The 17970-nt window shown below is 69.6% G+C and carries 13 protein-coding genes; all 13 read right to left on the bottom strand.

The genetic code is table 11. The features are described 5' to 3' along the window. Nucleotides 1-150: 150 nt before the first annotated feature. The 13 genes from ACGFJ2_RS36645 to ACGFJ2_RS36585 all read right to left on the bottom strand — a co-directional run bounded on the left by ACGFJ2_RS36645 (nucleotide 151) and on the right by ACGFJ2_RS36585 (nucleotide 16815). Nucleotides 151-2952: a ribonuclease E/G gene (locus ACGFJ2_RS36645; protein WP_393476340.1), complete on the bottom strand. Its 2802-nt coding sequence runs from the start codon at nucleotides 2950-2952 to the stop codon at nucleotides 151-153. A gap of 143 nt (nucleotides 2953-3095) precedes the next feature. Beyond that, nucleotides 3096-3848: a TIGR03936 family radical SAM-associated protein gene (locus tag ACGFJ2_RS36640; RefSeq protein ID WP_357939790.1), complete on the bottom strand. Its 753-nt coding sequence runs from the start codon at nucleotides 3846-3848 to the stop codon at nucleotides 3096-3098. A gap of 165 nt (nucleotides 3849-4013) precedes the next feature. Next, nucleotides 4014-5924 (bottom strand): TIGR03960 family B12-binding radical SAM protein, encoded by a 1911-nt coding sequence (locus tag ACGFJ2_RS36635; RefSeq protein WP_358181240.1) that lies wholly within the window; start codon nucleotides 5922-5924, stop codon nucleotides 4014-4016. A gap of 20 nt (nucleotides 5925-5944) precedes the next feature. Beyond that, nucleotides 5945-6124 (bottom strand): hypothetical protein, encoded by a 180-nt coding sequence (locus ACGFJ2_RS36630; protein WP_357648066.1) that lies wholly within the window; start codon nucleotides 6122-6124, stop codon nucleotides 5945-5947. A 4-nt stretch (nucleotides 6125-6128) separates the two neighbouring features. Next, nucleotides 6129-7295 carry a rod shape-determining protein RodA gene (rodA, locus tag ACGFJ2_RS36625; protein WP_357939786.1) on the bottom strand — a complete coding sequence of 389 codons (1167 nt, stop codon included), beginning with the start codon at nucleotides 7293-7295 and terminating at the stop codon, nucleotides 6129-6131. Next, entirely contained in the window at nucleotides 7292-9649 is a 2358-nt protein-coding gene (gene mrdA, locus ACGFJ2_RS36620; protein ID WP_393476335.1) for a penicillin-binding protein 2, read from the bottom strand. The genes rodA and mrdA overlap by 4 nt, the downstream gene beginning before the upstream one ends. After that, on the bottom strand, nucleotides 9646-10113 hold the full coding sequence (gene mreD, locus ACGFJ2_RS36615) for a rod shape-determining protein MreD (protein WP_357939781.1): 468 nt from the start codon (nucleotides 10111-10113) through the stop codon (nucleotides 9646-9648). Before mreD ends, mrdA begins: the two co-directional genes overlap by 4 nt. Beyond that, nucleotides 10110-10988 (bottom strand): rod shape-determining protein MreC, encoded by an 879-nt coding sequence (gene mreC, locus ACGFJ2_RS36610; RefSeq protein ID WP_357939779.1) that lies wholly within the window; start codon nucleotides 10986-10988, stop codon nucleotides 10110-10112. Before mreC ends, mreD begins: the two co-directional genes overlap by 4 nt. Beyond that, nucleotides 10988-12019 (bottom strand): rod shape-determining protein, encoded by a 1032-nt coding sequence (locus ACGFJ2_RS36605; protein ID WP_357939777.1) that lies wholly within the window; start codon nucleotides 12017-12019, stop codon nucleotides 10988-10990. Before ACGFJ2_RS36605 ends, mreC begins: the two co-directional genes overlap by 1 nt. A 545-nt stretch (nucleotides 12020-12564) precedes the next feature. Beyond that, on the bottom strand, nucleotides 12565-12975 hold the full coding sequence (gene ndk / locus ACGFJ2_RS36600; protein WP_214642928.1) for a nucleoside-diphosphate kinase: 411 nt from the start codon (nucleotides 12973-12975) through the stop codon (nucleotides 12565-12567). Between the two features lie 383 nt (nucleotides 12976-13358). Then, nucleotides 13359-15176 (bottom strand): hypothetical protein, encoded by a 1818-nt coding sequence (locus ACGFJ2_RS36595; RefSeq protein ID WP_393476330.1) that lies wholly within the window; start codon nucleotides 15174-15176, stop codon nucleotides 13359-13361. Between the two features lie 11 nt (nucleotides 15177-15187). Continuing rightward, nucleotides 15188-15526, bottom strand: coding sequence for a DUF4233 domain-containing protein (locus ACGFJ2_RS36590; RefSeq protein ID WP_357648052.1), 339 nt, complete (start codon nucleotides 15524-15526; stop codon nucleotides 15188-15190). Beyond that, nucleotides 15526-16815, bottom strand: a complete 1290-nt coding sequence (locus tag ACGFJ2_RS36585) for a folylpolyglutamate synthase/dihydrofolate synthase family protein (RefSeq protein WP_357941452.1) — start codon at nucleotides 16813-16815, stop codon at nucleotides 15526-15528. The genes ACGFJ2_RS36590 and ACGFJ2_RS36585 overlap by 1 nt, the downstream gene beginning before the upstream one ends. Nucleotides 16816-17970 lie beyond the last annotated feature (1155 nt).

The raw sequence follows: 17970 nt of genomic DNA, 5'->3' as shown, positions 1-17970 counted from the left end.
TCTGGAACCGACGAACCGAGTAGGCGCGCGAACAGGGCGCGCCGCTGGACGCACCGATTCTCAAGAGTACCGGATTAACGGTGCCCTGGTCGAACCGGACGGATCGTCGGGGCAGTCCGCCGAGGAGCGCTCCCTTGCGGGAGCGCCTGGCTACTCGGCTGACTTGGCTCGGCGAGAGCGTCGCCGCCCTCTGCCGGAAGTCTGGCCCGCCTGGTCGTCCTCAGCCGGGACGTCTTCAAGCGCATCGGTCACGGTATCACGGCTACCGGAGTCCTTGGCCGCGGACACCTTGTCCGAGACCGCCTTCTCGATGGCCATCTTGCCCTGAGTGCCGCGCGGCTCCGGCTTGGACTCGACCGGCTCCGTGGAGACGATCAGACCACGCCCGTTGCAGCAGTCACACGGCGTCGAGAAGGCCTCCAGGAGGCCCTGACCGACCCGCTTACGCGTCATCTGGACCAGACCCAGCGAGGTGACCTCAGCCACCTGGTGCTTGGTCCTGTCGCGCGCCAGGCATTCGAGCAGCCGCCGCAGCACCAGGTCGCGGTTGGACTCCAGCACCATGTCGATGAAGTCGATCACGATGATGCCGCCGATGTCGCGGAGCCTGAGCTGGCGGACGATCTCCTCGGCCGCCTCCAGGTTGTTGCGGGTGACGGTCTCTTCGAGGTTGCCGCCCTGCCCGGTGAACTTGCCGGTGTTGACGTCGACGACGCTCATCGCCTCGGTACGGTCGATCACCAGCGAGCCGCCGCTGGGCAGCCAGACCTTCCGCTCCATCGCCTTGCCGAGCTGCTCGTCGATCCGGTAGGACTCGAACACGTCGCCCTGCTCGGTGTCCCACTTGGACAGGCGCTCGCCGAGGTGCGGCGCGACATACTTGACGTACTCCTCGACCGTCTCCCACGCCTCCTCGCCCTGCACGACCAGCGAGGTGAAGTCCTCGTTGAAGACGTCGCGGACCACGCGGACGGTCAGGTCCGGCTCGGCCGAGAGCAGCTCGGGCGGGCTGGCCGACTTGGCCTTCTTCTGGATGTTCTCCCACTGCGCCGACAGGCGGGCCACGTCGCGGGCGAGTTCGTCCTCAGAAGCGCCCTCCGCGGCCGTGCGCACGATCACGCCGGCGTTCTCGGGCATGACCTTCTTCAGGATGCTCTTGAGCCGCGTGCGCTCCTTGTCGGGCAGCTTGCGGCTGATGCCGGTCATCGAGCCGTCGGGCACGTACACGAGGTAGCGGCCCGGCAGACTGATCTGCGACGTCAGGCGGGCGCCCTTGTGGCCGATCGGGTCCTTGGTGACCTGCACCAGCACCGACTGACCGGACTTCAGCGCCGCCTCGATGCGCTTGGGCTGGCCTTCCAGGCCCGCGGTGTCGAAGTTGACCTCACCGGCGTACAGGACGGCGTTGCGGCCCTTGCCGATGTCGACGAAGGCGGCCTCCATCGACGGCAGTACGTTCTGGACCTTGCCGAGGTAGACGTTGCCGACGTAGGACTGGCTGGCCTCGCGGTTGACGTAGTGCTCGACGAGCACGCCGTCCTCCAGCACCGCGATCTGGGTGCGGTCGCCCTGGCGGCGCACCACCATCATCCGGTCGACCGACTCGCGCCGAGCCAGGAACTCCGACTCGGTGATGATCGGCGGACGCCGGCGGCCCAGCTCGCGGCCTTCACGACGGCGCTGCTTCTTGGCCTCGAGCCTGGTGGAGCCGCGCACGCTCGTGACGCCGTCGGCGGAGATGTCATGGCCGGCGGCGCGGCCCGTGCGGGGCGCGCGGATGCGTACGACGGTGTTGGGCGGGTCGTCCCCGGCCGGCTCGGCGCCGTCGTCGGCACCACGGCGCCTGCGGCGGCGACGACGGCGGGAACTGGACGCCTCTTCTTCCTGAGGCTCCTCGCCCTGTTCGTCGTCGGACTCGTCGGACTCGTCGTCGGCGTCGTCACGCTCGCGTGTTTTGCCACGGCCCCTGCCGCCACGACGGCGGCGACGACGGCGGCTGCCGCCCTCCTCCTCCGTCTCGTCGGCGGTGTCGGCCTCCTCGTCGGTGACCGTCTCCTCGGGCTCCGGGGCCGCCTGCTCGGGCTGCGGTTGCGGTTGCGGCTGCGGCTCTGGGCGCCGGGTCGCGGCGGGCTTGGCCTGGGTCGGGTCCGGGGCCTGGAACAGCGGCGCGAAGATGGCGGCGGGGCGCTGGAACGCGGTCCCCTGCTGGCTCTGCGCCCGCGCGGACAGGCCGAACGGGTCGGCGAGCAGGCTCGGCCGGTCGACCTCGTCGAGGTCCTCGCCGGCGGGCTCGTCGTCCAGCGGCTCGTCCTCGGGCAGGAGCTCGGTGACGTCCTCTTCGGCGTCGGCGCTGCCGAGCCGCTCGGCGGCCGCCTCACCGACGCCCGCCGCGACCTCGGCGGACCGTCCCGGAGCCGTCTCGACGCTCTCAGCGGCCGCCTCAGGCTCTGTCTTCTTGCGAGTGCGGCGACGCTTGGCCGGGGCGGCCTCGACCGCCTGCTCGCCCCCCTCAGCCGCTTCCAGGGTGCTCACGGCCTCACCGCCGGTGCCGGTCACGCTCTCGGGGACCCCACCGCTGGTGTCCTGCGCGCTCTCCGGCGCCTCGTCCGCGGCCTTCTTGCTGGTACGGCGGCGCGTCGTCGTGGCCGTCGACCGCGTCCTCGCCGCCCTCTTGGGCTTCTCCTCAGCGACGATGTCGGCGGCCTGCGCCACAGCGTCATCCATGGCCTGCGCCACGGCGGCCTCAACCGGGCTCGCCGGCTCGACCGGGCTCGCGGGCTCAGTCGCAGCGGCCGCGACCGTGGTCGTGACCGTGGGCGACGGCTCCTCTGGCAGCTCGGGCGGCGGTCCCGCCGGCCGGCTCGCGGCACGGCGACGCTTTGTCACCTTGGACTGTTCAGTTGTCTCCCCGCCGGGGCCGTCGGCCCCGCCGTTGGGCTCGTTCTCGAGCATGCGGGCGCTCTCCCGTCAGCTCCCGGGCGCGTCGCCGCGCCGCGCAGGAGCTCTCGTGTCTCGTTGTCCGCCCGCGCCCCCGGAGGGGGGCGCAGGCGCCAAGTCCTGTCAGCGGTCGTACCCCGCTCGCGCAAGGCACGTCCTTAACCGTCGACCTGCTCACCCGCCGAAACCGCCTCGCCGCCGCGCGTAGTGTCGCGGTCCAGGCCGAGCGGATCGGCAAGCGCACCGGTGCTGACGTCGAGCGGCCCCTGCGCCAGCCTGGTCACCTCGGGGGGAACCGGCGGCGCGAAGTCGGCCACAAGGCGCAGCCCTGTGAGCACATCGTCGGGTCGTACGGCAGGAATCACGTGCCGAACAACCATGCGCAGTATGACACACGACTGTCCTGGCACCTGAGCTGCGGTTCTGTCTGCTCCCTCGGGCACCTCGAGCCTCAACACCGCCTCCCGGGCGTCGAAGCGTCGGGGGCCCTTCTTGGTGAGGCGTTCGACCTCCACGGTCTCGGCGGCGAGGAATTTCGCCACCGCCGTCTCCGCGAGCTCCCAGTCGGCGCCGGGCAACCGCACATCCCACTCAGATGCCTCCAAGCGGTCGGCCAGCCCACCAACGGTGGCCTCCACGACGTCGAGCACGTCGAGACCAGGCGGCAGAGAGCCGTCCAGGTCGACACGGATCCGTCCGGGTTCGCACGGTTTCGTGACGCCGATCTCGAGGTATTCGGCCTCGCTGGCGACGCCGGTCGGCGCCGCGCCCGCATAGGAGATCTTCGGATGGGGTGAGAAGCCCGCACTGAAGGCCACCGGAATGCCGGCACGGCGGACCGCTCTCTCGACGGCCCGCGAGATGTCGCGGTGGCTGGTGAAGCGCAGACGTCCGCGCTTGGCGTAGCGCACACGCAGGCGCTGCACCGTAGGCGCGGGCGGGGGCCCATCGGGAACAGGTTTCAGAGCTGGTCGTCCTTCCCGTGTAAGTGTTTCCTTCGTCTCAGGATATGCCGCTCCGGAGACTCAACGTCCCAGATCATGTACGGCGAGGTACGGGCCGCGCACTCAGCGCGGCTAGACCACCGTGAGAGGAAGAAGTTTCTTACCCGTCGGGCCGATCTGGATCTCCGTCCCCATGGTCGGGCAGACGCCGCAGTCGTAGCACGGAGTCCAGCGGCAGTCCTCGACCTCGCTCCCGGACACGGCTTCCTGCCAGTCCTGCCAGAGCCATTCGCGGTCGAGCCCGGCGTCGAGGTGGTCCCAGGGCAGGACCTCGTTCTCCTCGCGCTCGCGCACGGTGTACCAGTCGACGTCGACGCCGGCCTTCTCGGCCGCGGCCATCCAGCGCTCGTAGGAGAAATGCTCACTCCACCCGTCGAAGCGCCCGCCGTCCTCCCAGACGGCCCGGATCACCGCGCCGACCCGGCGGTCACCGCGCGACAGCAGGCCCTCCACGATCGACGGCTTGCCGTCGTGGTAGCGGAAGCCGATGGCCCGGCCGTAATTCTTGTCGCCACGCAGCGAGTCACGCAGCGCCTTGAGCCGCCGGTCGACGGTCTCGTGGTCGGCCTGGCCGGCCCACTGGAACGGCGTGTGCGGCTTGGGCACGAATCCGCCGATGGAGACCGTACAGCGGATGTCGCGCGAGCCGGTGATCTCGCGGCCCGCCTTGATGACCTTCTTGGCCAGGTCGGCGATGCCGAGCACGTCCTCGTCGGTCTCGGTGGGCAGCCCGCACATGAAGTAGAGCTTCACCTGCCGCCAGCCCTGGGAGTAGGCGGTGGTGACCGTGCGGATCAGGTCTTCCTCGGTGACCATCTTGTTGATCACCCTGCGCATGCGCTCGGACCCGCCCTCCGGGGCGAAGGTCAGACCGGAGCGCCGGCCGTTGCGGGAGAACTCGTTGGCCAGGTCGATGTTGAACGCGTCGACGCGGGTCGAGGGCAGCGACAGCGAGGTGTTGGTGCCCTCGTAGCGGTCGGCCAGGCCCTTGGCCACCTCGCCGATCTCCGAATGGTCGGCGGACGACAGCGACAGCAGACCGACCTCGTTGAAGCCGGACTCCTTGATGCCGTTCTCGACCATGGCGCCGATCGTCGTGATCGACCGCTCGCGGACCGGACGGGTGATCATCCCCGCCTGGCAGAAACGGCAGCCGCGCGTGCAGCCGCGGAAGATCTCCACGCTGAACCGCTCGTGCACGGTCTCGGCCAGCGGCACCAGCGGCTTCTTCGGATAGGGCCACTCGTCCAGGTCCATGACCGTGTGCTTGTGCACCCGCCACGGCACGTCGGGCCTGTTGGGCGCGACCCGCGTGATGCGGCCGTCGGGGTGGTAGTCGACGTCGTAGAACTTCGGCACGTAGACGCCGCCGGACTCGGCCAGCCGCATGAGCAGCTCGTCGCGCCCGCCGGGGCTGCCCTCGCCCTTCCACTCGCGGATGACCTCGGAGATGGCGATCGCGATCTGCTCGCCGTCGCCGAGCACGGCGGCGTCGAGGAAGTCGGCGATCGGCTCGGGGTTGAAGGCCGCGTGACCGCCCGCCAGCACGATCGGGTCGTCGTCGCCGCGCTCGACGGCCAGCAGCGGAATGCCGGCCAGGTCGAGCGCGGTCAGCATGTTGGTGTAGCCGAGCTCGGTGGAGAACGACAGGCCCAGCACGTCGAAGGCGCGCACCGGCCGATGGGCGTCCACGGTGAACTGCGGGATGCCCTCCGCGCGCATGAGGGCCTCAAGGTCGGGCCAGACGGCGTAGGTCCGCTCGGCCAGCGTGGCGGGCAGCTCGTTGAGGATCTCGTAGAGGATCGCGACGCCCTGGTTGGGCAGCCCGACCTCATAGGCGTCCGGATACATCAGCGCCCACCGCACGTCGGTGGAGTCCCAGTCCTTCACGGTCGAGTTGAGCTCACCCCCGACATACTGGATGGGCTTCTGCACCTTGGGCAGCAGCGCTTCCAGGCGGGGAAAAATCGACTCGACAGTCATGACACCCAGACTAGCGGCGCTCAGACTGTGGCAGGTCCCGGGATGTCGATGTCGTTGCCGCTGAGAACGATCAGTTTGTGTCCCTCGTAGCAGGTCAGCTCGATGGCGATGACCCCGCTGGCGAGGTTGTGCACGGCGGTGATGTGGCTGGCGGGCAGGAGGAAGCGCTCCTCGCACTCGTCGCAGTAGGCCAAGAACATACTGTCAATTAAACGACTGTTCGCGGATCCGGATCGACTGTAGAAGCCCAATCGAGATGAGATTGGCGAATGTGGCCGTGCCGCCGTACGAGACGAACGGCAGCGGCAGCCCGGTGATCGGCATGATGCCGATGGTCATGCCGATGTTGACGAACGTCTGGAACGCCAGCCAGCACACGATCGTCCCGGCCACGAGCGTGCCGAACCTGTCCTCGCACAGCCGGGCGATCCTCAGCCCGCGCACCAGCACCACACCGAGCAGCAGCACCACGGTGAGCGAGCCGAGAAACCCGAACTCCTCCCCCGCGACCGTGAAGATGAAGTCGGTGTGCTGCTCGGGCACGAACCGGCCGGTCGTCTGCCCGCCGTCGAAGAGCCCCTTGCCGAACAACTGCCCCGAGCCGATGGCGATCAGCGACTGCGTGCTGTTGTAGCCGACGCCGCGCGGATCGACGCGCGGATCGAGAAACGCGGTGAACCGCGCGACCTGGTACGGCTCCAGCATCCCGAACGCGAACACGCAGAACACCCCGACCCCGGCGATCAGCGTCAGCAGGATGATCCACCTCTTGCGCACTCCCGCGATCACCAGCCCGGCAGCCGTGATCACGGCCAGCACGAGCGTGGTGCCGAGGTCGGGCTGCAACATCACCAACCCCATCGTCAGCAGCGCGGCGAACAGCGCCAGCCAGACGTCGAGCCCGCGCGGCCGATCACTGCCCTCGCCGGGCTGGGCCAGCAGCATCGCGATGATGAGCAGCAGGCCGAGCTTGGCGAACTCCGACGGCTGCACGGCGAAGCCGCCGCCCAGCAGGATCCACGAGTGCGAGCCGTTGATCGTCGCACCCAGCGGCGTGATCACCAGTCCCAGGCCGACCAGCGAGAGCAGGAACGCCAGAGGCGCGTACGCCCGCATCGCCCGATGGTCGATGACGGTCACCGCCGCGCAGAGCAGCGTCCCGATGGAGAGGTTGAGTACGTGCTTCTTGACCAGCCCCGTGGAGCCGGGCGCCCAAGTGCGGGTCGACGACCAGACCAGCAGCGTGCCGATCACGCAGAGCGCGGCCACCGCGACCAGCATCACCCCGTCGAGCCGCCACATGGCCGACTGCGCGCCCACCGCCCGCCGGGCGAACGAGCGCCGCCCGCCCATCAGCGTGCGGTCCATCATCCTCCCGCCTCCGTGCCGCCCTCCTTTTTGGTGCCCTTGCTCTTGCCGTCCTCCCCTGTTCCGCCCGCCACGGTGCCACCCGTCCCCGCGTCACCTGTCTTCGCGCCACGTTTCCCCGCGCCGCGTTTCTCCGCGCCACGTTTCCCCGCGTCGTCTGTACCCGCGTCGTCTGTCCCCGCGCCGCTCTTCCCCGCGTCGTCCGCCCCCGCGCCGTCTGTCCCGGGGCCGTCTATCCTGGGGCCGCTCGTGCCCGCGCCGCCCGCCACCGCGCCATCGGACCCGTCGGCCACCGCGCCATCAGACGTCCCGCCGTCGGCCACCGTGCCATCGGCCGAGATCTTCGGCAGCTTGGACACCGGCCGGCCCGCGGGCAACGCGGGCTTGTTCTTGGCGAAACCGAAGATGCCCTCGTAGATCTCGCGTGCGGCGGGCGCGGCGGTGGAGGCGCCCATCCCGCCCTGCGAGACCATGACGACCACGACGAAGTGCGGGTCGTTCGCCGGTGCGAACGAGGCGAACCAGGAGGTGTCCTCCTTGCCCCACACCTCCGCGGTGCCGGTCTTTCCGCCGATCCGCACCTTGTCCATCGGGAACCCGGCGAACGCCCCCGCCGCGGTGCCGTCAGAGGGCACGTCGCTGAGCGCGTCCTTGATGTAGAGGCGCTCCTTCTTCGACAGCGGCAGCTTGCCGACCACCGGTACGTCGATCCGCCTGACCAACGCGCCGTCGGGCCGGACCGTGGCCCAGCCGATGCGCGGGCTGCGCAGCTTCCCGTCGCTCACCAGCGCCGCGTACGCCCTGGCCAGCTGGAGCGGCGTCACCAGCACGTCGCCCTGGCCGATCGAGAAGTTGGCCGAGTCACCCGCCCGCAACAGGAAGCCTTCGAGGCAGTTCTCGTTGGCCAGCCGCTTGAGGAACTCCGCCCGCGACTTGTCGGCCACCTCCGGATAGCCGCTCTTGGCGCGCCGGCAACTGGTGCCGCTCGTCTGGGCCCACATGTTCTTCTTCCAGGTGCGGTCCGGGATGCGCCCGGCCGACTCGCCCGGCAGGTCGATGCCCGTCGGCTTGCCGAACCCGAACGCCTTGGCCGTGTTGGCGAACACCTCCTTCGGCGCCTTCTTCGGATTGAGCCCGCCGTCCTTCAGCCACTGGTCGTAGCCCGCCCGGTAGAAGATCGTGTCGCATGACTTGACCAGGGCGGTGTGCAGGTTCATGGAGCCGAGGCCGATGCCGTGGAAGTTGTGGAAGGCCCGGTCGCCCACCATGACCGCCCCCGGGCAGTCGTACGTGCCGTTCAGCGGATAGCCCGCCCGCAGCATCGACGTCACCGACGACACCTTGAACGTCGAACCGGGCGCGAACATCCCGTTCAGCGCCCGCGACACCAGCGGCTTGCCCGTGGCGTCCGACAGCAGCCGCTGGTAGCCGCGGTCGGAGATCCCGCCCGCCCAGACGGCCGGGTCGTAGCCGGGCATGCTGGCCAGCGCGATCACCCGGCCGGTGTCGGGTTCGAGCACGACCGCCGCGGCGCCGTCCGCCTTGGGGGCGTTCTTCATCGCGTGCTGCAACGCCTGCTCGGCCAGGTCCTGCACGCGGGCGTCGATGCTGGTGACCAGGTTGTCGCCGCTGACGGGCGCCACCTGCTCCTCCACCCCGATGGCCTTGCCCATCCGGTCGACCTGCACCCGCCGCAGCCCGGCCTTGCCGCGCAGCTCGTCGTCGTAGATGTACTCGAGGCCGTCGCGCCCGACCAGGTCGACGCCGGAGAAGGCGGCCTTCAGCCCTTCGCGCTTGGCCAGCTCGGCCTCGGTGACCGGCTGCAGGTAGCCGAGCATCTGCGCGCCGGCCTTGCCTCCTGGGTACTGCCTGACGGACTGGATCTCGGCGGAGATGCCGGGAAACTCCTCCTGCCGCTCCAGGATCTGCAGCGCCTGACGGGTGTCGGCCCGCTCCTCCACCGGGATCGGCTGGTACGGCGAGCCGGTCCAGCAGGGCTTGGTCACCCCGGGCCCGCACGGCGTGATGCGCTTCTGCAACTGCTTGACCGGCTGTCCCAGCACCTCGCTGAGCTTGCGCAGCACCGGGACCCCCTGCTCGGGCATCCTGATCAGCCCGGTCCGGTCGACCGAGACGACCAGCGAGGTCTGGTTGCGCACCAGCGGCCGCCCGGAGGAGTCGAGTATCTGCCCGCGCACGGCCGGCACGATCACCGACCGCGTCCTGGTCTCCGTGGCCCTGGTGACCAGCTCCTGCCCCCGCACCACCTGCACCTGCCAGAGCCGCAGGCTGAGCACCGCCAGCACGCCCATCACGATCACCTGCAGCACGACCAGCCGGGTCCGCATCCTGATCATTGCGGGAACCTCGGGTGCGGCCTTTCACGGGTGACCAGCCAGATCGCCAGCGGCGAGAGGATCAACGTGTAGACGACGGTCACCGGCACCTGCTCGGTCAGCGTCGAGAGCGTCACCCGCGGATCGGCGATCAGCCCGCCGAGCGCCGCCGACACCAGCGGCGCCATCAGCACACACAGGACGACAGTGGTGGCCGGACCGCCGACGCCCCGCCCGGCCACGTAGCCGACCAGCGCGAACACGAACGCGTACTGGCCCACCAGATGCGCCGTGGGCGGCACGATGTCGACCAGCAGTCCCGCGCAGAACCCGATGATCGCCCCGGCCGCCGGCCCGCGCAGCAGCGCCATCGCCACCACGACGAGCAGCACCACGTCGGGCGCTCCCCCGGCCGGCAGCGGCAGCCGGTTGATGAGCATGACCTGCAACAACACCGCCGCCAGCACGCACAGCCCAACGATCATCGCGGCTCCTCCTTGGGTGGTAGCACGGCGTCTCTCGGATCCTTCGCCGGCGCCCCCACCACCACGCCGACCACGTCGAGCGCGGTCAGATCCGCGTACGGCCTGGCGTACGCGATACGGGTCAGCTCGCCCGGCGTCGCCTCCACCCGCTCGATCACCCCGATCGGCACCCCGGCGACGTACGGCGCGCCGCGCTGGGAGCCGAAGCTGACGATGCGACTCCCACGAGTGATCGCCGCCGTCGAGTCCAGCAGCCGGAACCGCACAAGCCGCCCGTTCTCCCCCACCCCGTGCACGACGCCGATCTCCTGGCCGCCTTCGAGCCGGGCACCGGCGGCCGAGCCCGGGTCGCTGATCAGCACCACGGTCGAGCTGTCGGCGGACGCCTGGATGACCCGGCCGACCAGCCCTTCACCGTTGAGCACGGTCATCTCGGGGCGTACGCCGTCGGAGGTGCCGACGTCGATCTCGATGGCGTCCTCGAAGCCGGGCTGGCCGCGCCTGGCGACCACGTTCGCCGTCACGATCTTGTAGCCGCCGAGCCCCGCCACGCCGAGCAACCGCTTCAGCTCCGCGGCGCGCGCGGCGTCGAGCCGGCCCGCGGCCAGACCGGCCCGCAGCCTGACATTCTCCGCCTTGACCCGGTCGAGCTCGGCCTGGGCGGCGGGGGCGTTGACGATGGCGTGGAAGAAGCCGCCGACCGGGCGGACCACGGAGCCGCCGACCTGCTCGACCGTACCGAAAAACCACGAACCGGCCGTGCGCAGTGGCCACAGCGGCGAGGCCGCGCCGGCGCGGTGGTCGACGGTCAGGATGACCAGCGCCACCGTGAGCAGCGTCCCCAGGATCAGCCGGGCGTGGCGGGAGTCTCTCATCAGCGACGTGATTCCGGTACTAGCACCTGGTGCAGCGCCTCGAACTCCTCGACGCACTTGCCCGAGCCGAGCGCCACCGAGTCGAGAGGGTTCTCGACGAGGTGGACGGGCATGCCGGTCTCGGTCTTGATGCGTTCGTCCATGCCCTTGAGCAGCGCGCCCCCGCCGGTGAGCGCGATGCCACGGTCCATCAGGTCGCCGGACAGCTCGGGCGGGCACTTGTCGAGCGTGACCTTGACGGCGTCGACGATGGTGTTGACCGACTCCTCCGTCGCCCTGCGGATCTCATCGCCGGACACCACGACCGTCTTCGGCAGGCCGCTCACCAGGTCACGGCCGCGGATCTCGGCGTGCAGGTCCTCACCAATGGGACACGCCGAGCCGATGGCCATCTTGATCTCCTCCGCGGTGCGCTCGCCGAGCATGATCGAGAACTCCTTCTTCGCGAAGGTGATCACCGCCTGGTCGAGCTCGTCGCCGCCGACCCTGATGGACTGGCTGGTCACCACACCACCCATGGAGATGATGGCCACCTCGGTGGTGCCGCCGCCGATGTCGACGACCATGTTGCCCGTCGGCTCGTGCACCGGCAGCCCCGCGCCGATCGCCGCGGCCATCGGCTCTTCGACGATGTAGACCTTGCGGGCCCCGGCCTGGTATCCGGCCTCCTTCACCGCCCGCTGCTCCACCCCGGTGATGCCGCTGGGCACGGCGATGATGATGCGCGGCTTGGCGAAGTGCCGCCTCTTGTGCACCCGCTGGATGAAATAGCGCAGCATCCGCTCAGTGACGTCGAAATCGGCGATCACACCGTCCTTGAGCGGCCGGACGGCCACGATGTTGCCCGGCGTTCGGCCGATCATGCGTTTGGCCTCGATGCCGACCGCGACGATCTTCCCGGTGGCAGTGTTGATCGCGACGACCGACGGCTCATTGAGCACGATGCCCCGGCCGCGCACGTAGACCAGCGTGTTGGCGGTGCCGAGGTCGACCGCCATATCACGGCCGAGAAACGCGAGCTTGCTGCCCATGGGGAACGGAGCCTTCCGTAACGTCGTTCGCGAATGACTACGGATCGAATTCGAATCGTAACGTGACGTTACCCACCAGGGCGCGCAATGAGCCCCCTGTGCCCCACAAATTCTTCAGCCCATCCGGGAGCCCCGATGTCGCCGCAGGCGAAGGACAACATTGGGCCTCCGTCTTGCACCGTTTTGACCCACCCACCGTCAGCGGCCGATCATCGGGCACCTGGGGATCTAACTCCTCTGTACCGTGGCCGGCCCAATCCACGGAAGACGGCCCACAGCGCGCACGTCACGGCGCCCGGCCACCTCCACCGGAGGAGCGTGCCCCTGGACAGGCGCCGGCCCCGTGCGGCGGGTGGGGTGCACCGGGCTTGCCGTACAAGATCGCAAAAAGCCTGTCATATCTCCGACGCGCGCTGCCGCGCACGGCCGGGTGGACCGGACAAAATTTGCGCAAAAAAAGCGCCCGCCATCATGGCGGGCGCTCGGCACCTCAGAGACGTCAGAGCAAGCAGAGACCTCAGAGAGGGCAGGAGAAGCGGGAGAGACTAGAACCGGTCGGGGAAGAAGATCTTGATCTCCCGCGCGGCCGACTCGGGCGAGTCGGAGCCGTGGACGATGTTCTCGCCGATCTCCAGCGCGTGGTCGCCGCGGATCGTGCCGGGCGCCGACTTGACCGGGTCCGTGAGCCCCGCCAGCGCGCGGAACGCCTCGACGGCGCGCGGCCCCTCCAGCACCAGCGCGACCAGCGGCCCCGAGGTGATGAACTCGACGAGCTCGCCGAAGAACGGGCGCTCGGAGTGCTCGGCGTAGTGGGCCTTGGCGGTGTCGACGTCAAGAGTGCGCAGGTCCATCGCAGCGACCTTCAGGCCCTTGCGCTCCACGCGGGCGATCACGTCACCGATGAGGCCACGCTTCACTCCGTCGGGCTTGATCAGGACAAGAGTGCGCTCGGACACTTGAGGTTCTCCTTCGAACAGGGTGTGGTTCGGGGCTGCGGCCACATGCACCGGCTTGGCTCCACGGGGAATCGGCCCGGGGGCGCAGGCCCTCGCGTCGAGGTGGCTGCGGCTCAGCTTACCGCCCACGACGGCTCCCCCGTTTCGCCGCGACCGAGCCCATCAACGCCGCACACACCGGCACGCCTCGCGCCAGCCACACCTGTACAGGCCTCGCTCGGCAACGCACCATCGACCAACGGCCTGGGAGGTGGCCGTCCACGGAACCCACTCCTACGGGCCGGTCCCCCAGGGCGGTCGCCCTACGCGGGGCCCTACGGACCGGTCCGGCGGGCCAGCGCAACCCGGTGGTCCAATGGGCCGGTGCTACGGCTGGGCCGGTGCTATGGAGTGGTGTCCTCGGGCGATTGAGCCTGCGGCGGGACAGGTGGGACAGGACCGGTCACCTCACCCACCCCCTCCACACTCGCGACATTCCGGTCAGCCGCGCCGGAGGAGTCGGGCGACCCGGGGATGCGCGGTATCGCCCCGGCAGGCCGATCCTCTGCCCCGGCTGCCGGCTGGGCGGGCACCTCCAGGGCGTCCACCGCCATGGTCGGCCCGCGGCGCTCAGACCGGCGGCTCCTCACCGTAGGGACCGCCGCCTCAGCGGCTGAGCCTTCCCCCGCCCCCTCCGCGACCACGTCCGCGCCCGTGGAAGTCCCCGAAGAGGCCGAAGACGCCGAATGACCGTCTGCATCCGGCGAAGACACCAAAGACGGCGAAGGCGCCGAATCACCGCCCGTCGGCTCGGCCGCTTCATCTGCCTCAGATGCTTCATCGGCCGGAGCCGCGCGCCGCGAGAGCAGCTCCGCCAGGACGATGACCGCGACCACCAGGAACCCGCCGATCAGCGACCACAGATGCAACGTGCCCACAAACCGGTCCACCAGTTGCTGCGCCACCGTGACCCCGCGCAGCATCATCAACTGCACCCCGGTAGCCAGCAGATAACCGGCCAGCACACCGGGAAAACAGAGCGCCAGGCCGAACAGCGCCGCCCCGATGCCCGACTGGCTGAGCGCGGACGTGAGCGCCACCGCCGCGCCCGCCGCCAGCAGAGTGAACGGGATCACCAACACGAGCCCATCGGCGGCCGGCACCAGGACGCGCACCGAGCACAGACCGACCACCATCGCCAGCAACCCCATCGGCGCGAGCCACCGCGCTCCGGCGAACAGCCGCACCGCGATGGCGGAGGCCAGCCCCAGCACACCCGCCACCACGAACGGGATCCACAGCCCGGTCATGCCCGGACCGCCGAGGCCACGCATCTCCACGTAGGTGATCTGGGCCAGGCTCGGGAGCAGCACGATGCCGACCGCGACCATGACGTACGCCAGTGTGCGGCCCTCACGGCTGCCGAAGGAGGCCATCACGAGCAGCGCGACGACCGCCAGCACGGCCAGCAGGATGACCAGGCCGGGCCCCCACTCCTCGCTCGCGGTGCTAATGGCCACCACCGAGATGCCCACCGCGGGCACGCTCGCGAGCAGCAAGCGGCTGCGTTCGGCGGCCCGTGGCGAGGGCATCGGCGGCTGGCCCTGCAGCAGCCAGACGACGAAGTAGACCGCTGCCAGCGCGAGCGCGATGCCCGTCAGCAGCGGGTACGGCTGGAGCGTGATCTTCCAGTCGCTCACCTGATCGAGCGGCCACAAGGCGAGCGCCTGGGCGGCGAGCAGGCTGAACGCGAGCATGCCGGTCCAGATCGCCCGCAATGCCATGGAACGCTCCCAGGCCGCGACCAGCGTGGCCGGGATGAGCAGGCCCGCGCCGATCCCGTGCAGCACGCGCAGCGTCGCCACCAGGAACGTCGAGCCCGCGAATCCGCCCGCGACGTCGGCCAGCGCGAGCACCGTGAGCCCGCCGAGCAGCATGTGGGGGACCTTGACGTGACGCAGCGCCACCGCGGCGAGCGGCACCGTGAGGATCATCGCCGGGAGCGCCAGCCCGTGCGCGCGCATCAGCGCGAGCTTGTCGAAGCCCTCGGGCAGCAGACCCGAGACCACGGACACGGTGTTGGGGATCGCGAGCATCGCCAGTGGCAACGCGACGATGATGAGCAGCCCGAGCACCGAGTCGAGCAACCATGGGAACCTGACGCGTGCGGTGGGTCCCGCGCTGTGTGCGTTCGGGGACCGCTGGATCGGGGGGACGGCCATGTTCGCCGACTTTAGCGGGAAGTCACGCCCTCGACACGGCGAGCGACGAATATCGCGGTAATCCATAGCGCCGCGAAGATCACCCCTAGGAAGAACATCGTCGGCACGAGGAACCCCGTGCCGATGGCCAGGACCTGCAGGATAGTGCCTGCGACGTACGCGAAGGGCCGCTTGAGCAGCCCGGCGACGATCACGCACAGCACCGCCAGCCCGATACCGACAGTGACCGCCACCGCCGTCTGAACGCCGCTGTTGATCGCCACCGGCGTAATCAGCGCGGCGACGATGGCCTCCATGCCGAGGACGCTGGCGCCGAGCCGGCGCATGCCCGGGGTGACCTGGAAGTTCATCACACACTCCCCGCCTTGAGCAGGTGACGCGCGTCCCCGGCCGTCACGACCGAGCCGGTGATGAGCACACCCGTGCCGCTGAACTCACCCTGGGCATCGGCGATGCCGATGCCCATGTCGATGGCCTCGTCGAGGCGTTCGACGACCCGCACCCTGTCCTCTCCGAACAGCGGTATGGCCACCTCCGCCAGCTCGGCGGGCGACATCGACCGAGGCGAGGAGTTACGGGTGACGACGATCTCGTCGAGAATCGGCTCCAGCAGGTCGAGCAGGGTAGCCACATCCTTGTCGCGCATCACCGCGACGACGCCCACGACCTTGGCGAAGTCGAACGCCTCTTGCATGCCCTCGAGCGACGCCTGCATGCCGCCGGGGTTGTGCGCCGCGTCGACGACGACCGTGGGATTGCGGCGCAGGATCTCCAGCCGGCCCGGTGAGGACGCCCCCGCGAACGCCTGGCGTACGAGCTCCACATCGAGCGGATCGTCGCCCCCCGTCAGAGCCTCCACAGCGGCCAGTGCGCAGGCCGCGTTGCTCGCCTGGTGCTCGCCATAGAGAGGCAGGTAGACCTCCTCGTAGACGCCCTTGAGGCCCCGCAGGGTGAGCAGTTGTCCGCCCATCGCCACCTCGCGGGCGAGCACACCGAACTCGAGCCCTTCGCGGGCGACCACCGCGCCGACATCGACGGCCCGGCGCATCAGCACCTCGGCGGCCTCGAGCTGCTGCTGGGCGAGTATGGCCGTGGCACCGGGCTTGATGATGCCCGCCTTCTCCCCGGCGATGCTCGGGATGTCGGGCCCGAGCCGGTCGGTATGGTCGAGCGAGATCGGGGTGACGACGGCGACGGTGCCGTCCGCGACGTTCGTCGCGTCCCAGGAGCCGCCCATGCCGGCCTCGACGACCGCCACGTCCACCGGAGTGTCGGCGAAGGCGGCGAAGGCCATGGCCGTGAGCAACTCGAAGAACTGGATCCGCCGCCCCTGCGTGTCGGCGAGCTCAACGTAAGGGGCGATCTCCTCATATACCTGGGCGAACCGCTCTTCGCTCAGCGACTCGCCGTCAACGGTGATGCGCTCGCGCACCGAGACGAGATGCGGGCTCGTGAACCGGCCCACACGCAGATTGCGCTCCTTGAGCAGCGCCTCGGTCAAGCGCGCCGTGCTCGTCTTACCGTTCGTGCCCGCTATGTGTACGACAGGGTATGCCTGCTGCGGCGAGCCGAGCAGGTCCATGAGAGCCGCGATCCGGTCCAGCGTCGGCTCGAAGTCCCACTCGACGCCTCGCTCCATGATCGCGCGTTCAACCGCACGAAAGTCCACCCCTCAACCCTACTGACCGTACGGAGCGCTCTCCCACGCCACCACCTGATGATCAGCGGTTTCGGTGCCCGGCTTTGCCGGCAATGGGCTGGCAACTCGCGGTACGCGACCCGCACGGCCGACGGCTTGCGTCGTTGATGCCGGCCGTCTGCCGGACGGTCGCCCACCCGTGACACTCCATGGCCGGTCGTCCAGCCGTGACACTCCATGGCCGTTTGACGGATGGTCACCCACCCGCGGTACTCCGGCATTACCGTCCCCGTCAGCTCCCCGTCGATCTGAATCTGCGTGCCGCGAACCGGAGGGCGGGTCACGGGCATTTCCTCCACGACATCGCTCCGCACGCTCGAAGACACTGCAGAGGACAAGGGAAACCACGATGACGAGACCGTGGATTACCGCTCTCAGACGTCAGCCGCAAATCCCGGCGGCCTATCTGAAGTTCGCCATGCCGAACCGACGCAGGAAGACGGTCGTCCAGTAACCACGCCGCACGGTTCCGGCTCGCGCCATCCTCGTCCAACCCGCTTGAGGTCCCCGTCGAAGTCGCCTGTGGTGTGGGACCTCATCCGCGGGATGCTCCGTTGCCGCCGGCAAAGGCCTCTCGTCTCCGACGAGCGCTTCCAAAGGTGCAGGAACACAAAAATGGTCCCCACGCGCCAAGCCGTCCTTCCAGCTCCTTCGACGCGGCTCCAGCAGGCCGCCTCCAGGCCGCCTCGTGCGGGCCGAGCCCTCCAGGCCCGAGGACGGCGCGAGGCCCGGAACGCAGAAAAGCCTGGGAACAGCGCCTGACCCCGAAACGCAAAAGTGGACCCCCGCGCCAAGCCGTCTCCCTCCCGCCTTCGCCATCCCACCAGCAGGCCGCCTCATGCGGGCCAAGCCCTCCAGGCTCCGAGAGCGGCGCGAGGCCCGGGAACGCAGAAATGCCCGGGAATGGCAATGGCCAGGAACGGCGCCTGACCCATAACGCAAAAAAGGGCCCCACGCACAAGACGTGAAACCCATCACCGCAAACGAGCCGAACGCTCTAGCGCCCGTAAGCCCTGACCGAGCCCAGCGCGCCACCACCCTCCCGCACAACCCTTCCGCCCCCGACCCCCCGGGAACGACCCGTACCGACCCGTA

It is taken from the genome of Nonomuraea sp. NPDC049028 (genome assembly GCF_043197735.1).
Taxonomy (GTDB): Bacteria; Actinomycetota; Actinomycetes; order Streptosporangiales; family Streptosporangiaceae; genus Nonomuraea.
The sequence above is the reverse complement of the archived record's forward strand: the minus strand, read 5'-3'. Positions and strand labels throughout refer to the sequence as shown.

Coding starts and splice junctions, on each gene's coding strand:
- ACGFJ2_RS36645 (WP_393476340.1), bottom strand. CDS start 2,952: ATGCTCGAGAACGAGCCCAACGGCGGGGCCGACGGCCCCGGCGGGGAG.
- ACGFJ2_RS36635 (WP_358181240.1), bottom strand. CDS start 5,924: ATGACTGTCGAGTCGATTTTTCCCCGCCTGGAAGCGCTGCTGCCCAAG.
- ACGFJ2_RS36630 (WP_357648066.1), bottom strand. CDS start 6,124: ATGTTCTTGGCCTACTGCGACGAGTGCGAGGAGCGCTTCCTCCTGCCC.
- rodA (WP_357939786.1), bottom strand. CDS start 7,295: ATGATGGACCGCACGCTGATGGGCGGGCGGCGCTCGTTCGCCCGGCGG.
- mrdA (WP_393476335.1), bottom strand. CDS start 9,649: ATGATCAGGATGCGGACCCGGCTGGTCGTGCTGCAGGTGATCGTGATG.
- mreD (WP_357939781.1), bottom strand. CDS start 10,113: ATGATCGTTGGGCTGTGCGTGCTGGCGGCGGTGTTGTTGCAGGTCATG.
- mreC (WP_357939779.1), bottom strand. CDS start 10,988: ATGAGAGACTCCCGCCACGCCCGGCTGATCCTGGGGACGCTGCTCACG.
- ACGFJ2_RS36605 (WP_357939777.1), bottom strand. CDS start 12,019: ATGGGCAGCAAGCTCGCGTTTCTCGGCCGTGATATGGCGGTCGACCTC.
- ACGFJ2_RS36595 (WP_393476330.1), bottom strand. CDS start 15,176: ATGGCCGTCCCCCCGATCCAGCGGTCCCCGAACGCACACAGCGCGGGA.
- ACGFJ2_RS36590 (WP_357648052.1), bottom strand. CDS start 15,526: ATGAACTTCCAGGTCACCCCGGGCATGCGCCGGCTCGGCGCCAGCGTC.
- ACGFJ2_RS36585 (WP_357941452.1), bottom strand. CDS start 16,815: ATGGAGCGAGGCGTCGAGTGGGACTTCGAGCCGACGCTGGACCGGATC.